This is a genomic window from Cupriavidus phytorum (assembly GCF_003254285.1).
In the GTDB taxonomy this organism is placed as follows: domain Bacteria; phylum Pseudomonadota; class Gammaproteobacteria; order Burkholderiales; family Burkholderiaceae; genus Cupriavidus; species Cupriavidus phytorum.
In genome coordinates this window covers 1-14,558 of record NZ_QKZN01000022.1, presented here as the reverse complement: position 1 = coordinate 14,558, position 14,558 = coordinate 1, and the positions used below count along the sequence as shown (strand labels likewise).

Genomic DNA, 14,558 nt, shown 5'->3' with positions numbered 1-14,558 from the left:
GGCGCCGCTTACAGGCGCTCGATGATGGTGGCGTTGGCCATACCGCCGGCCTCGCACATCGACTGCAGGCCATAGCGCTGGCCGCTGTCTTCCAGCGCATGCAGCATGGTGGTCATCAGCCGCACGCCCGAGGCGCCCAGCGGATGGCCCAGCGCAATCGCGCCGCCGCGCGGGTTCAGCCGGGCCGGGTCGGCGCCGAGCGCGCGCTGCCACGCCAGCGGCACGCAGGCAAAGGCTTCGTTGATTTCGTAGTGGTCGATCTGCTCCAGCTTCAGGCCGCTCTTCTTGATGGCACGCTGGCTGGCGGGAATGGGAGCGGTCAGCATCGCGATCGGGTCGTCGCCGCAGACGTCGAACGCGACGAAGCGCGCGCGCGGCTTCAAACCCAGGCGCTGCGCCATCGCTTCGCTCATCAGCAGCATCGCGGCGGCGCCGTCGCTGATCTGCGAGGCATTGCCCGCGGTCACGTTCCAGCCGATCTGCGGGAAGCGCGCGCTCAGCTCGTCATTGCGGAACGACGCCTGCAGCGTGCCCAGCTTCTCCACCGAGGTGCCGGGACGGATGGTCTCGTCGTGCTCGACCACGCCGTTGGGCGTGCTGATGCCGACGATCTCGCGGCGGAACGCGCCGCTTTCGCGCGCGGCGGCGGCCAGCTCGTGCGAACGCGCCGAGTAGCTGTCCATCTGCTCGCGCGACAGCTCGTACTTCGCCGCGACCAGTTCGGCCGCCACGCCCTGCGACACCAGGCCCGGTGCGTAGCGCGCCTCCATCGACGGGCCATACGGGTTCTGGCCGATGCGCGCCGAGCCCATCGGCACCCGGCTCATCGACTCGATGCCGCAGGCGATGACGATGTCATAGGCGCCGGCCATGATGCCCTGCGCGGCAAAGTGCACCGCCTGCTGGCTCGAGCCGCACTTGCGGTCGATGGTGGTGGCCGGCACGTGCTCGGGGAAACCGGCCGCCAACCACGCCACCCGGCCGGGGCCGGCGGACTGCTCGCCCGCCTGCGTCACGCAGCCGGTGATGACATCGTCGACCAGTCCCGGGTCCAGCCGGTTGCGCTCGACCAGCGCCTTGAGCACCTGCGCCAGCAGTTCGGTGGCATGGAGTTCGGTAAAGGCCGAGCCCGGCTTGGAGCGGCCCATCGGGCTGCGGATGGCGTCGACGATGACGGCTTGTTGCATGCGGAGTCTCCTGAAAAAGCTGAGCGTTGCGAGTCGTGCGGGGATATTGAGACGTCTGTATCGAAAAGTGATCGTCCGATACGATGAATTGGGATTCTGGCGTCGGAAAACCGCCATGTAAACGCAAAACGCTCGGTTTGACTTTCGAAAAGGCGAAGGGCAACATCCGGGTTTTGAGACGCGAGTATCAAAAAACTCCAGATCCAGGCCCAGCGATGACTAATGCTCCACATGCCTTCGTGGCTTCCCCATCCGCCGATGTCGACGGCGAGGCCCGCCTTGTCAGCGCGCTGGCGCGCGGCGTCTCGATCCTCAACTGCTTCTCGCCGACGGTGCAGGAACTGAGCAGCCGGGAACTGATGGAGCGCACCGGCCTGGCCAAGCCGACCCTGTTCCGGCTGCTCGACACGCTGTGCGGGCTGGGCCTGCTGCATTACTCGGAGCGGCTGTCGCGCTATGTGCCCGGCGTCGGCCTGATCAACCTGGCCGCGCCGGCGCTGGCGCGCATGACCATCCGCCAGCTGGCGCGGCCGGCGATGCAGGAACTGGCCGACCATATCGCCGGGCAGGTCGAGCTGATCGTCGGCAGCGGCCATGCGCTGACCTATGTCGAGATCGCGCAGGGCGTGGGCAGCCATGTGTTCCGGCCCGAGGTGGGCACGCGCGTGTCGGCCTCGCGCACCGGCTCCGGGCGTGCCTACCTGCTGCGGCTGGACCAGGCCGAGCGCGAGGCCTACCTGGCCCAATTGCGCGCCACCGATCCCGCGCGCGCCGACTGGCTGCAGGCGCGCCTGGATGATGCCGCGCGCGACCTGCAGGAGCACGGCTTCTGCCGCGGCCATCGCGACCTGCACCGCGAGGTGGAATCGGTGGCCGTGCCGCTGCGCACGCGCCGCGACGGCGAGGCGTGGATCTTCGCCGCGTCGGTGCCGGTGTTCAGCCAGCAGAGCAAGCAGCTGGAGGAAGATATCGGCCCGCGCCTGGTCAGCCTGGTGCGCAATGTCGAAGGCGCGCTGGGCGTGGCGGGATAGGGCCACGCCAGCGTTCGTCCCCCGGCCGCTCAGTTGCCGGTAAAGACCGGGTTGCGCTTGTCCAGGAAGGCCTGCACCGCCTCACGGTGGTCGGCGGTCTGGTGCGACAGCGCCTGGAAGCCGGCCGACAGTTCCAGCAGCGTATCCAGCCGGGTATGCATGGCTTCGCGCATCAGGCGCTTGGCCAGCCGCACCGCGTGCGGCGGATTGGCGGCGATGCGGCCGGCCAGCTCATAGGCGGTGGGCAGCAGCGCGTCGGGCGCGACCACGCGCGACACCAGGTTCCATTCGAGCGCCAGCCTGGCGTCGATCGGCTGGCCGGTAAAGGTCATCTCGGCCGCCCGCGACAGGCCGATCACGCGCGGCAGCAGCCACGCGCCGCCGTCGCCCGGGATGATGCCCAGTTTGACGAAGGACTCGGCGAACTGCGCGCGTTCCGAGGCAATGCGGATATCGCACATGCAGGCCAGGTCCAGCCCCGCGCCCATGGCCGCGCCGTTGACGGCGGCGATCACCGGCACTTCCAGGTTGAACAGCGCCAGCGGCAAGCGCTGGATGCCGCGGCGGTAGTCCTGGCGGATCTCCATGCCAGGCACCGTGCCGGAGGCCTGGCGCTCCATGTCCTTGATATTGCCGCCCGACGAGAACGCCGTGCCGGCGCCGGTGATCACCACCGCGCGCACGCTGCGGTCGGCATGGATGCGCTCGATCGCGGCCAGGAACTCGGCCACCGCGGTATTGCCGGTCAGCGGGTTGCGCCGCTCGGGCTCGTTCATGGTCAGGGTGACGATGTGGTCCTGCTGATCGTAGAGAAGGAACTGGCTCATGTCGGGGGCTCCGGGTAGCAAATGCGGGGGTCTGTCCTGGCGCCAAGGCTAAGCGACGGTGGCCGGCAGCGTCCAATATTCATTTCTTGCACGGCGATATCCGCTGGATATTGGTGGCGTGGCCGGCAGAGACGGCGGCTTCGGGTTATCCCTGTACCCATAACGCAAGGGCTCGCCGATGATCGATGGGCCCCGGCCACCGCCAGGTGTCGCGCAGTTCCGCGCAGTTCCGCGCAGTTCCGTAATCCTGCAGTCCCGAATTCCAACAAGAACGCCCTTCAGGAGACGATATGAGCCATGCGTTGAAGCCGGCAACGGATTCCGTTGCCGAAGTTGCGGTCGAAGGTGCCACCACCACCAGGCGCCGTAGCAGGCCCCGCGCCGCCGCGTGGCTGGCTGCCACCCTGGCGCTGGCGATGCAGCTGCTGCCCGCCAGCGCCGCGGCGCCGCGCAACGCGGCGGCCAGGGTCGACGGCGCCTTTATCAGCGCCAATGCCAGCACCAGCCGCGACTGGCCCAGCCACGGCCTGGACTACGCCGAGACCCGCTTCAGCAGGCTGCGCCAGATCGATGCGGCCAATGTGCGCCAGCTGGGGCTGGTGTGGAGCTATAACCTGGAGTCGACCCGCGGCGTCGAAGCGACCCCTCTGGTGGTCGACGGCGTGATGTACGTGACCGCGTCGTGGAGCGTGGTGCATGCGGTCGATGCGCGCACCGGCAAGCGGCTCTGGAGCTTCGATCCCAAGGTGGATCGTTCGCTTGGCTATCGCGGCTGCTGCGACGTGGTCAACCGCGGCGTGGCGCTGTACCAGGGCAAGGTGTTCGTCGCCGCCTACGATGGCCGGCTGATCGCGCTCGATGCCGCCAGCGGCCGCAAGCTGTGGGAGCAGGACACCATCATCGACCGCCGCTACTCGTACACCATCACCGGCGCGCCGCGCGTATTCAAGGGCAAGGTCATCATCGGCAACGGCGGCGCCGAGTTCGGCGTGCGCGGCTACATCACCGCCTACGACGCCGGCACCGGCGCGCAGCAGTGGCGCTGGTTCACCGTGCCCGGCGATCCGTCCAAACCGTTCGAGGACGAGTCGATGGCGGCCGCGGCCAAGACCTGGGACCCGAGCGGCAAGTACTGGGAAGCGGGCGGCGGCGGCACCGCCTGGGACACGCTGGCCTTCGACCCCGAACTGAACCTGATGTACGTCGGCACCGGCAACGGCGCGCCGTGGTCGCGCAGCAAGCGCAGCCCCGCCGGTGGCGACAACCTGTACCTGGCGTCGATCGTCGCGCTCAATCCCGACACCGGCAAGTACGTCTGGCATTACCAGGAGACCCCGGGCGACAACTGGGACTACACCTCCACCCAGCCGATGATCCTGGCCGACCTTAAGTTCGACGGCCAGCTGCGCAAGGTCATCCTGCACGCGCCCAAGAACGGGTTCTTCTTCGTCATCGACCGCACCAACGGCAAGTTCATCTCGGCGAAGAACTTCGTCGACGTCAACTGGGCCACTGGCTATGACGCCAACGGCCGCCCGATCGAACGGCCCGAGGCGCGCGCCGCCGACAAGGCCTATGACGCGATCCCCGGCCCCTACGGCGCGCACAACTGGCATCCGATGTCGTTCAACCCGCAGACCGGGCTGGTCTACCTGCCGGCGCAGCACGTGCCGCTCAACCTGATGGATGACAAGAGCTGGCAGTTCAATGAGGGCAAGCCCGGCACGCCACACGGCAACGTGGGCTGGAACACGGCCAAGTTCCTCAACGCCGAGCCGCCGCAAAGCAAGCCCTTCGGCCGGCTGATTGCGTGGGACCCGGTGCAGCAGAAGGCCGCGTGGACGCAGGAGCTGGTCTCGCCGTGGAACGGCGGCACGCTGACCACGGCCGGCAACCTGGTGTTCCAGGGCACCGCCGACGGCCGCTTCGTCGCCTATGACGCGCGCAATGGCGACAAGCTGTGGGAATCGCCGACCGGCACCGGCGTGGTTGCCGCGCCGGTCAGCTTCGAGCTCGACGGCAGGCAGTATGTCTCGGTCGCGGTCGGCTGGGGCGGGGTCTACGGCCAGGCGCAGCGCGCCACCAACCGGCAAGGCCCGGGCACGGTCTACACCTTCGCGCTCGGCGGCAAGGCGCCGCTGCCGGCCTTTGCCGAATACCGTGCCGGCAAGCTGCTGCAGGGCGTGAAGTATGACCCGGCGCTGGTCAGGGACGGCACGGCGCTGTACGTCAGCAACTGCGTGCTGTGCCACGGCGTGCCCGGGGTCGACCGCGGCGGCAATATCCCCAACCTGGGCTATATCGACGCCGCCTTCATCGAGAACCTGGACAAGGTCGTGTTCAAGGGCCCGGCGATGGCGCGCGGCATGCCAGACTTCACCGGCAAGCTGACGCCGCAGGACGTCGAGAAGATCAAGGCCTTTATCCAGGGCACCGCGGACGCGGTGCGGCCCAAGCCCTGAGCAGGAGCAAGGGCCGCGCCGGGGCTCAGTCCTCGGCCTGGAAGCCGGTCGCCTCGACGATCGGCTTCCACGCGGCGCGCTCGATCTGGATGCGGCGCCGGCCCTCCTGCCCGGGGCGCGCCACCACTTCCAGCCCCAGCGCCTCCAGCTTCGCCGCGGTGGCGGGGTTGGCCGACGCGGCCAGGAACATCTTCTCCACCTGCGCCAGCACGTCCGGCTGGGTGCCGGCGGGCACGAACACGCCGTACCAGCTGGTGGCGTGCTCATACTGGCCGAAGCCCTGTTCCTTCATGGTGGGCACCTCGGGCAGCGCCTTGGCGCGGCGCGCGCCGCTGACGCCGAGGAAGCGCAGCTTGCCGCCCTTGTACAGCGGCATCATGCTGGCCACCGCGTCCCAGCCGATCGACACATTGCCGCTGACCACGTCGACCAGCATCGGCGATGCCCCGCGATACGCCGCCGGCGTGATGGCAATGCCTTCGGCCTTGCCCAGCGCCACCGTGCCCAGATGGCCGGCGCTGCCGATGGTGGCCAGGCCCAGGCTGGCGTTGCCCGGGTTGTGCCTGGCCCAGCCGACATACTCCTTCATGTTCTGGTACGGCTGCTGCACGCCGGTCACGACAGCGGTCGGCACGTCGGTCAGCACCGCCGCGGGCACCAGGTCCTTGTCGGCGTCGTACGACAGCTTCTTGTAGGTCAGCGGGAAGATGGTGAACAGCGGCGATGGGCCGATGAACACGGTCTTGCCGTCCGGCCTGGCGCGCTTGACGTAGTCGAGCGCAAGCCGCGCCGACGCGCCCGGGCGGTTCTCGACCACCACGGTGCCGTGGCCGTCCTGGCGCAGCTGCTCGGCATACAGGCGCGCCAGGCTGTCGGCGGCGCCGCCGGGGGCATAGCCGACGATGATATGCATCGGCTCGGGGTCGGCCGCGTGGGCTGGCGCGGCAAGGCCAAGGGCAAGGGTGGTCGCGGCGACAGCAGCCAGCGCCAGCACACGGCGCTTCGGTCGGAAGGATGGAGTCATGGCAGTCGGCAGGGTCATGGGGTAAGGCGGTCAGGGCGGCCAGGGTGCTCAGGGCAGGGCGGGCCACCGGCCGGTGAAGTCGTGCACGGATTCGAACAGGGCGGCGGCGCGCAGCAGCGCGGCATCGCCGCGGATCCGTCCCACCAGCTGCAGGCCGACCGGCAGGCCGTCCTGGCCAAAGCCGCACGGCAGGCTGATGGCGGGATGGCCGGTCAGGTTGAACGGCATGGTCCACGGGAACCAGCTTGCGCGCACATCGGGGCAGGCCTGGCCGTCGATCTCGATCTGGCCGAACAGGTCCTGCTCCAGCGGCAGCGCGGTGCGCGTGAGCGTGGGCATGGCCAGCCAGTCGGCATCCGCCAGCAGCGCCTGCACGCGCAGAAACAGCTGCGAGCGCGCGAACATGGCCTGCTGGTATTCCACCGCGGTGAACGCGGCGGCGGACTCGACCTGGCGCACGAAGGTCGGGCTCAGCGCGTCGCGGTGCTGCGCCACGATCGGCGCAAAGCGCGTGCGCCACACCGTATGGTTGATGGTGCGCCAGACCGGCTCGATGTCGAAGCCATCGCCGCTGAACGGCTCCAGTTCCGCGCCGAGCCCGCGCAGCTGCGCCAGGCTGGCCTCGAACGCGCGCGCCACGTCGGCGGCCACGGGCCGCCCTGGCGGCGCCAGGCAATAGCGGATGCGGCGGCCGCGCAAGTCGCGGTGTGGCCGCGCGGCGTCGACGTAGTCGGGCACGGCCACGCCGATCGACCACGGATCGCACGCGTGCTCGCCGGCCATGGCCTGCAGCATCAGGCCGGTGTCCGCCACCGTGCGCGTGGTCGGGGTCACGTAGGTCTGGTTGCCGAACAGGTCCTGGGCCTGGCTGTGCGGCACCACGCCCTGGCTTTGCTTGATCCCGACCACGCCATTGCACGCGGCCGGGATGCGGGTCGAGCCGCCGCCGTCGGTGGCCACCGCCAGCGGGGCGATGCCGCTCGCCACCGCCACCGCGGCGCCGCCGCTGGAGCCGCCGCTGGTGCGCCCGGCATGCCAGGCATTGCGGGTGCGGCCGAACAGCGGCGCATCGGTCAGGCACTTGGAGCCGAACTCCGGCGTGGTGGTCTTGCCGACCAGGATCGCGCCCTGCGCGCGCAGCCGCGCCACCGCCACGGCGTCTTCGGCGGGCACGTGGTCGCGCATCGGCACCGCGCCAAAGGTGGTGCGAACGCCTGCGGTGTTGACGATGTCCTTCACCGTGAAGGGAATGCCGTGCAGCGCGCCCAGCGTCGCGCCGGACATCAGCTGCGCTTCGGCCGCGCGCGCCGCGGCCATGGCCTCGTCCGCGCACAGCGTGATCAGGCAGTTCAGCGCGGGCTGCAGCATGGCTGCACGCTCCAGCACGGCCGCGGTCAGCTCGACCGGCGAAATCTCCTTGCGCCGGATGCGCTGCTGCAGTTCGGCTGCGCTGGCAAGGCAAAGCGCGTCGCTCATGGGTGGTGGCTCCGGAAGGTGGGGGCGTGGGGGCGCGGTGGTTCCGCCATCTTACAACTTGCTGTGCGGGCCTCCCGCATTGCAGCCCGGATGACCTGGCGCGGGTGCGGCCTGCCCATCGCGACACGCCTGCGGTTTCCTGCGCGATACGATGATTTTTTTCGCGAATCGCGCCAATTGACTGGCACAGCCGGCGCAATGCCGGCAGAATCCGGACAGTAGCGGCCGCAATCGCCCACCGAGATCTGCCACGCCATGACCACCGCCCCGACACTCCGACTCCGACACCGCGCCCCATCTGCAACCCGGCTGAGCCTGCGCCGCAAGGCCGGCTGGCACCTGCCGGCCCCGGGCAACGGCTGAAGGGGCGGGCATGGCGCTGCCGCTGCTGCTTGCGCTGCCGCTGCTGGCCGCGGCACTGACGTGGTTGATCGGCACGCGTGTCCCGCGGCTGCTGGCGCCGGTCATCATCGGCGTGCCGCTGGCCGCGCTGATGCTGCTGCTGAGCCTGCGCGGCGAGGTCTTCGCGCAGCCGGGGCACGCACTGGGCTGGCGCGTGGCGTGGCTGCCCGCGCTCGGGCTGGACCTGTCGCTGCGCCTCGACGGGCTGGCGTTCCTGTTCGCGCTGCTGGTGCTGGGCGTGGGCCTGCTGGTGATCCTGTACGCGCGCTACTACCTGGCGCGCAATGAATCGGCGGTGCGCTTCTTCTGCCTGCTGCTGCTGTTCATGGCGGCGATGCTGGGCGTGGTGCTGGCGGGCAACCTGCTGTTGCTGGTGGTGTTCTGGGAGCTGACCAGCATCCTGTCGTTCCTGCTGATCGGCTTCTGGTCGTGGCGCGCCGATGCGCGCCAGGGCGCGCGCATGGCGCTGGCGGTGACCGGCGGCGGCGGGCTGGCGCTGCTGGCGGGGGTGCTGCTGCTGGGCCATATCTGCGGCAGTTTCGAGCTGTCGGTGGTGCTGGCGCAGGCGGGCAAGGTGCAGCACCACCCGCTGTACCTGCCGATGCTGGTGCTGGTGCTGCTGGCGGTGTTCACCAAGTCGGCGCAGTTTCCGTTCAGCTTCTGGCTGCCGCACGCGATGGCGGCGCCCACGCCGGTCTCGGCCTACTTGCACTCGGCCACCATGGTCAAGGCCGGCGTGTTCCTGCTGGCGCGGCTCTATCCGGTGCTGGACGGCACCAACAGCTGGTTCTACCTGGTCAGCATGACGGGGCTGGCCACGCTGATCGTCGGCGCCGGCCTGGCGCTGTTGCAGCGCGATCTCAAGGGCCTGCTGGCGTATTCCACCATCAGCCACCTGGGGCTGATCACGCTGCTGTTCGGCCTCGATACCCAGCTCAGCACGGTGGCGGCGATCTTCCACATCATCAACCACGCGGTGTTCAAGGCCTCGCTGTTCATGGCCGCCGGCATCATCGACCATGAAACCGGCACGCGCGACCTGGACCGCCTGCGCGGCCTGGCCCGGTATATGCCGCACACCGCGGTGCTGGCGATCGTGGCGTCGCTGTCGATGGCGGGGGTGCCGCTGTTCAACGGCTTCCTCAGCAAGGAAATGTTCTTCGGCGAGACCCTGGCGCAGGGGCTGCTGGGCGAGTTCAACTGGGTGATCCCGGCCGCGGCCACCATGGCCGGCGCGCTGACCATGGCGTACTCGCTGCGCTTCATCTACGGCGTGTTCTTCGGCGGAGGCCGGCCCGACCTGCCCAACTACCCGCCGCACGAGCCGCCGCGCTTCATGAAGGTGCCGGTCGAGTTCCTGGTGGTGATCTGCCTGGTGGTGGGGCTGGTGCCGGCCTACACCGTGGGCGACCTGCTCGCGGCCGCGTCGCTGGCGACGCTGCGCGCGCCGCTGCCCGAATACAGCCTGAACCTGTGGCACGGGGTCAACCTGCCGCTGGTGATGAGCCTGGTGTCGATGGCCGGCGGCGCGACCCTGTTCTTCCTGCGCCGCGACGCGCTGCGGCGCTGGCAGCAGGCGATCGAGCACCTGAGCGCGCGGCGCTCGTTCGAACACGGCATGCGCGCGCTGGAACGCTTTGCCGCGGCGGTCACGCGCTGGCTCGAGGACGGCTCGCTGCCGACCTATATCGCCTGGATGCTGCTGGCGATGCTGGCGTTGCCGGCGTATTTCCTGGCCGACCTGGATGCGCTCGCCGGCAGCGTGCCGGCCGGCACGATCGATCCGATCGGCGCGGCCACGCTGGCCTTGCTGGCGCTGTGCGCGATCGCCGTGGTGGCGACGCACCGGCAGCGGCTGCTGGCGCTGGTGCTGCTGAGCGGCTGCGGGCTGATGGTGTCGCTGGCATTCCTGCGCTTCTCGGCGCCCGACCTGGCGCTGACCCAGATCTCGGTCGAAGTGGTGACCATCCTGCTGCTGGTTCTGGCGCTGTTCTACCTGCCGCGCGAGACGAATGACCGCCCACGCACCGGCCGCCGCGTGCGCGATGCCGTGCTGGCGCTGGGCGGCGGCACGCTGCTGGCGGTGGCGGCCTACGCGGTGATGACGCGGCCTTACGACCCGGTGTCGGCGTTCTACATCGAGCAGGCGGTGCCGGGCGGCGGCGGGCACAACGTGGTCAACGTGCTGCTGGTGGACTTCCGCGGCTTCGACACGCTCGGCGAGATCTGCGTGCTGCTGGTCGCCGGGCTGGCGGTGCAGGCCCTGCTCAAGGGCATGCGCCTGCCGACGCCGTCGGCGGCGCCGGACGGCCTGCCGTGGACCAGCCAGGCGCATCCGCTGCTGCTGGCGATGCTGGCGCGGCTGATGCTGCCGCTGACGCTGCTGGTGGCGGCCTTTATCCTGCTGCGCGGACACAACCAGCCGGGCGGGGGCTTTATCGCGGCGCTGATCACCTCGGTGGCGCTGCTGCTGCAATACGTCGCCAACGGCGTGCGCTGGACCGAAGCGCGCATCGCGCCGGACTACCGCGCCATCGCCGGCGCCGGCATCCTGCTGGCCGGGCTGACCGGCCTCGGCAGCCTGGCCTTCGGCTATCCGTTCCTGACCACCGCCTTCGGCCACTTCCACCTGCCCGGCATCGGCGAGGTGGAGCTGGCCACGGCCATGATCTTCGACCTGGGAGTGTTCTGCACCGTGACCGGAACCACGCTGGTGATCGTGTCTCATCTGGGCGTCCGCAACCTGCCGCCGGCACAGGCCACGGAGGACGACTGATGGCCGCGCTCTACGCCATCGCCATCGGCATCCTGACCGCCGCCGGCATCTACCTGCTGCTGCGCGAGCGCGTGTTCACGGTGGTGCTGGGGCTGACGCTGCTGTCGTATGCGGTCAGCCTGTTCCTGCTCGGCATGGGGCGACTGTCGATCGGCCGGCCGCCGGTGATCGCGCCGGGGGCCAGCTATGCCGATCCGCTGCCGCAGGCGCTGGTGCTGACCGCCATCGTCATTGCCTTCGGCATGACCGCGTTCGCGGTGGTGCTGGCGCTGCGCTCGCTCGGGCTGACCGGCAGCGACCATGTCGACGCCGCCGGCCAGCCCGAGGCGCACGACGGCCACGCCGGCGCGGGCGGTTACGCTGATGACAAGGAGGCGCGGCCATGAACCATGCCGTGCTGCTGCCCATCCTGATCCCGATGTTCGCCGGCGCGCTGCTGACGGCGATGCCGGCCCAGCGGCTGCACGCGCAGCGCGTGGCCAGCGCGGTGGCGACGCTGCTGCTGGTGCCGGTGGCGGTGCTGCTGCTGCGCCATGCGGCCGGCGGCGAGATCGTGGTCTATGCCATGGGCGACTGGAGCGCGCCGTTCGGCATCGTGCTGCAGCTGGACCGTACCGGCGCGATGATGCTGGCGCTGACCGCGCTGCTGGCGGTAGCCGCGCTGGCCGCGGCGGGCGACGGCACGGCGCGCCAGGGGCGGCACTTCCACGCGCTGTTCCAGTTCCAGCTGATGGGCCTGAACGGCGCGTTCCTGGCGGGCGACCTGTTCAACCTGTTCGTCTTCTTCGAGATCCTGCTGATCGCTTCCTACGCGCTGCTGGTGCATGGGGCGGGGCGCGCGCGCGTCGGCGCCGGCCTGCACTACGTGATCCTGAACCTGGTGGCGTCGTCGTTCTTCCTGGTGGCGATCGGCGTGCTGTACGGGCTCTCGGGCACGCTCAACATGGCGCACCTGGGCCTGCGCCTGGCCGGGCTGCCGGCGCAGGACCTGCCGCTGGCAGTGGCGGCGGGCGCGATGCTGATGCTGGTGTTCGCGCTCAAGGCGGCGCTGTTCCCGCTGTACTTCTGGCTGCCGCGCGCCTATGCCAGCGCGGCGGGGCCGGTGGCGGCGCTGTTCGCCATCATGACCAAGGTCGGCATCTACGCCATGCTGCGTTGCGATGCGCTGATCTTCGGCGGCGCGCAGGGGCTGCTGGGGCCGTTCCTGCACGACTGGGTGTTCGCGCTGGCGCTGGCCACGCTGGCGGTGGGGGCGCTGGGCGCGCTGGCCGCGACGGCGCTGCGCGCCACGACCAGCTACCTGGTGGTGGCGTCGGTCGGGCTGCTGGCGGCGTGCGTGTCGATGCAGAGCCAGGCCGGCTGGGCCGCGGCGCTGTACTACCTGCTCAGCACCACGCTGTGCACGGCCGCGCTGTTCCTGCTGGCCGATGCGCTCGAGCCCGAAGCCGCGCGCACCGACGGCGCGCCGGTGATTGCCTCGCGCCTGGCCGGGCTGCTGTACCTGGTGGGCGTGGTCGCGGCGGTGGGCCTGCCGCCGCTGTCGGGCTTCCTCGGCAAGGCCATGATCCTGCGCGCCACGCCGGCGCCGTGGATGCCGGTGCTGTGGCCGGCGGTGCTGGGCTCGAGCCTGCTGCTGCTGATCGCCGTGTCGCGCACCGGCACGCGGCTGCTGTGGCGCCTGCCGCATGAGGCGCAACGCGTCGCCGAAGGCGCCGAATACCTGGACGAAGACCATCCCGGCGCGGCGCGCCTGCGGCTGCGGCCGGACGCGCGCAAGCTGGCCTGCTGCATGCTGCTGCTGGCCGGCAACGTGGCGCTGACGGTGGGCGCGCGTCCGGTCAGCGACTACGTGGCGGATGCCGCCGCGCAACTGCTGGACCGCGCCGCCTACCTGCGGGCGGTGCTGCCTGGCGAGCGGGGGTAGGCCCATGTTGCGTCGTCTGCTGCCCCATCCCTGGCTGAGCCTGATCCTGATGCTGATGTGGCTGATGCTGGCGCAGAGCATGGCACCTGGCCACTGGCTGCTGGGCGCGGTGCTGGGCTGGGCCATCGGCCGGCTGGCCGACCGCTGGCTGGTGCTGGGCGCGTTCCGCCTGTCGCGTCCGGACCTGATCCTGCGCCTGAGCTGCCATGTGCTGATCGACATCGTCAAGGCCAACCTGGAAGTGGCGGTGATGGTGCTGGGGCGCACCGCGCGGCTGCGCCCGGCATTTATCGTGGTGCCGCTCGATGTCGAGCATGAACTCGCCACCACCGCGCTGATCAGCATCGTCTCGCTCAGCCCCGGCACGCTGTGCGCCGAACTGAGCGACGACCGCCGCGCCTTGCTGGTCCATGTGCTGGACCTGGAGGAAGAGGCCGCGCTGGTCGCGCTGATCAAGTCGCGCTATGAAACCCCGCTCAAGGAGATCTTCCAATGCTTGCCATCGTGATTCCGGTCTGCCTGGCGATCCTGGGCCTGGCCTTCCTGCTGACGCTGGGCCGGCTGCTGCGCGGGCCCAGCCTGCCCGACCGCATCGTCGCGCTCGACACGCTCAACATCAACGCCATCGCGCTCATCGTGGTGCTGGGCATCAGCCTGGACTCGGCGGTGTTCTTCGAGGCCGCGCTGCTGATCGCGGTGATGGGCTTCGTCGCCACCGTGGCGCTGTCGAAGTACCTGCAGCGCGGCGATATCATCGAATACTAGGAGGCCGGCCCATGCTGCATCCCGTTGCCGAATTCATGGTCTGCGCGCTGCTGCTGGTGGGCAGCGTGTTCATGCTGGTCGGGGCCATCGGCCTGTTCCGGCTGCCGGATTTCTTCATGCGCCTGCATGGGCCGACCAAGTCGACCACGCTGGGGGTGGGCGGCGTGGTGCTGGCCTCGGTGGCGTATTTCAGCTTCCGCGGCGACGCCAGCCTGCATGAGCTGCTGGTGACCGCGTTCCTGTTCCTGACCGCGCCGATCAGCGCCCATATGCTGGCCAAGGCGGCGCTGCAGCGGCAACTGCCGGTGGATCCCAGGACGCGGGGGAGCGGGTGGATGCCGCGGATACGGGATTGAGAGGGGCTTCGGGGCGGGACGGTCGTACGGTGTATTTTGGTTGCTTGTCGTGCTTGGCGGACGTGGCTGTTTCGCCGGCGTAGCCGGCGACGTCCTTTCTGTCCGAGGTTTTGGGCACTGGCACGGAGTGCGTCGCTGCGCTCGCACGCGTTGTCGCATGCGAGCCCGCTAGCTTTTCTTGCCCGCTTGTCTGCTCCCCTCTCCCGCTTGCGGGATGTATGGACCGGGGACATAGGTGACAGGTGTGCGAGGACATGGTTGACACTCCCGGGCAGATATCTGCCCGGGAGAACGAACCATGCCGTGGAGCGCCCGAGACACCATGAGT

Annotated in this window: 12 protein-coding genes; 8 read left to right on the top strand and 4 right to left on the bottom strand. The window is 69.8% G+C overall.

All coding sequences use genetic code 11. The features are described from left to right. Window positions 1-8: 8 nt before the first annotated feature. A complete protein-coding gene (locus C7416_RS28085; RefSeq protein ID WP_012352848.1) occupies window positions 9-1,187 on the bottom strand; it encodes a thiolase family protein in 1,179 nt (392 codons plus the stop codon). A gap of 215 nt (window positions 1,188-1,402) precedes the next feature. Between C7416_RS28085 and C7416_RS28080 the strand changes: the two genes are divergently transcribed. Next, window positions 1,403-2,218, top strand: a complete 816-nt coding sequence (locus tag C7416_RS28080; protein ID WP_111521899.1) for an IclR family transcriptional regulator — start codon at window positions 1,403-1,405, stop codon at window positions 2,216-2,218. A gap of 29 nt (window positions 2,219-2,247) precedes the next feature. Here the strand turns inward: C7416_RS28080 and C7416_RS28075 are convergent, their stop codons facing one another. Further along, entirely contained in the window at window positions 2,248-3,045 is a 798-nt protein-coding gene (locus C7416_RS28075) for a crotonase/enoyl-CoA hydratase family protein (RefSeq protein ID WP_111521898.1), read from the bottom strand. Window positions 3,046-3,335: 290 nt separating this feature from the next. Between C7416_RS28075 and C7416_RS28070 the strand changes: the two genes are divergently transcribed. Further along, window positions 3,336-5,507 (top strand): PQQ-dependent dehydrogenase, methanol/ethanol family, encoded by a 2,172-nt coding sequence (locus C7416_RS28070; protein ID WP_181461335.1) that lies wholly within the window; start codon window positions 3,336-3,338, stop codon window positions 5,505-5,507. Between the two features lie 25 nt (window positions 5,508-5,532). On the opposite strand, the gene C7416_RS28065 is transcribed toward C7416_RS28070, so the two are convergent. Together C7416_RS28065 and C7416_RS28060 are read right to left on the bottom strand one after the other, a co-directional pair. Continuing rightward, window positions 5,533-6,531: a Bug family tripartite tricarboxylate transporter substrate binding protein gene (locus C7416_RS28065; protein ID WP_111521897.1), complete on the bottom strand. Its 999-nt coding sequence runs from the start codon at window positions 6,529-6,531 to the stop codon at window positions 5,533-5,535. A 48-nt stretch (window positions 6,532-6,579) separates the two neighbouring features. Then, on the bottom strand, window positions 6,580-8,007 hold the full coding sequence (locus C7416_RS28060; protein WP_111521896.1) for an amidase: 1,428 nt from the start codon (window positions 8,005-8,007) through the stop codon (window positions 6,580-6,582). Between the two features lie 373 nt (window positions 8,008-8,380). Here C7416_RS28060 and C7416_RS28055 point away from each other — a divergent pair, with 373 nt between their 5' ends. The 6 genes from C7416_RS28055 to C7416_RS28030 are packed head-to-tail and all read left to right on the top strand — an operon-like array spanning window position 8,381 to window position 14,230. Beyond that, window positions 8,381-11,185 (top strand): monovalent cation/H+ antiporter subunit A, encoded by a 2,805-nt coding sequence (locus C7416_RS28055; protein WP_111521895.1) that lies wholly within the window; start codon window positions 8,381-8,383, stop codon window positions 11,183-11,185. Next, complete coding sequence (locus C7416_RS28050; protein ID WP_111521894.1) at window positions 11,185-11,571, top strand: Na+/H+ antiporter subunit C; 387 nt, start codon at window positions 11,185-11,187, stop codon at window positions 11,569-11,571. The genes C7416_RS28055 and C7416_RS28050 overlap by 1 nt, the downstream gene beginning before the upstream one ends. Beyond that, window positions 11,568-13,109 carry a monovalent cation/H+ antiporter subunit D gene (locus tag C7416_RS28045; protein WP_111521893.1) on the top strand — a complete coding sequence of 514 codons (1,542 nt, stop codon included), beginning with the start codon at window positions 11,568-11,570 and terminating at the stop codon, window positions 13,107-13,109. Before C7416_RS28050 ends, C7416_RS28045 begins: the two co-directional genes overlap by 4 nt. 4 nt (window positions 13,110-13,113) lie before the next feature. After that, window positions 13,114-13,617 carry a Na+/H+ antiporter subunit E gene (locus tag C7416_RS28040; RefSeq protein ID WP_111521892.1) on the top strand — a complete coding sequence of 168 codons (504 nt, stop codon included), beginning with the start codon at window positions 13,114-13,116 and terminating at the stop codon, window positions 13,615-13,617. Next, window positions 13,602-13,874 (top strand): K+/H+ antiporter subunit F, encoded by a 273-nt coding sequence (locus tag C7416_RS28035; protein ID WP_025586311.1) that lies wholly within the window; start codon window positions 13,602-13,604, stop codon window positions 13,872-13,874. The genes C7416_RS28040 and C7416_RS28035 overlap by 16 nt, the downstream gene beginning before the upstream one ends. 11 nt (window positions 13,875-13,885) lie before the next feature. Further along, window positions 13,886-14,230 (top strand): Na+/H+ antiporter subunit G, encoded by a 345-nt coding sequence (locus C7416_RS28030; RefSeq protein ID WP_111521891.1) that lies wholly within the window; start codon window positions 13,886-13,888, stop codon window positions 14,228-14,230. The last annotated feature ends 328 nt before the right edge of the window (window positions 14,231-14,558 follow it).

Excerpts from the sequence above, each read along its gene's own strand:
- C7416_RS28085 (WP_012352848.1), bottom strand. The coding sequence starts at position 1,187 with ATGCAACAAGCCGTCATCGTCGACGCCATCCGCAGCCCGATGGGCCGC.
- C7416_RS28080 (WP_111521899.1), top strand. The coding sequence starts at position 1,403 with ATGACTAATGCTCCACATGCCTTCGTGGCTTCCCCATCCGCCGATGTC.
- C7416_RS28075 (WP_111521898.1), bottom strand. The coding sequence starts at position 3,045 with ATGAGCCAGTTCCTTCTCTACGATCAGCAGGACCACATCGTCACCCTG.
- C7416_RS28070 (WP_181461335.1), top strand. The coding sequence starts at position 3,336 with ATGAGCCATGCGTTGAAGCCGGCAACGGATTCCGTTGCCGAAGTTGCG.
- C7416_RS28065 (WP_111521897.1), bottom strand. The coding sequence starts at position 6,531 with ATGACTCCATCCTTCCGACCGAAGCGCCGTGTGCTGGCGCTGGCTGCT.
- C7416_RS28060 (WP_111521896.1), bottom strand. The coding sequence starts at position 8,007 with ATGAGCGACGCGCTTTGCCTTGCCAGCGCAGCCGAACTGCAGCAGCGC.
- C7416_RS28055 (WP_111521895.1), top strand. The coding sequence starts at position 8,381 with ATGGCGCTGCCGCTGCTGCTTGCGCTGCCGCTGCTGGCCGCGGCACTG.
- C7416_RS28050 (WP_111521894.1), top strand. The coding sequence starts at position 11,185 with ATGGCCGCGCTCTACGCCATCGCCATCGGCATCCTGACCGCCGCCGGC.
- C7416_RS28045 (WP_111521893.1), top strand. The coding sequence starts at position 11,568 with ATGAACCATGCCGTGCTGCTGCCCATCCTGATCCCGATGTTCGCCGGC.
- C7416_RS28040 (WP_111521892.1), top strand. The coding sequence starts at position 13,114 with ATGTTGCGTCGTCTGCTGCCCCATCCCTGGCTGAGCCTGATCCTGATG.
- C7416_RS28035 (WP_025586311.1), top strand. The coding sequence starts at position 13,602 with ATGCTTGCCATCGTGATTCCGGTCTGCCTGGCGATCCTGGGCCTGGCC.
- C7416_RS28030 (WP_111521891.1), top strand. The coding sequence starts at position 13,886 with ATGCTGCATCCCGTTGCCGAATTCATGGTCTGCGCGCTGCTGCTGGTG.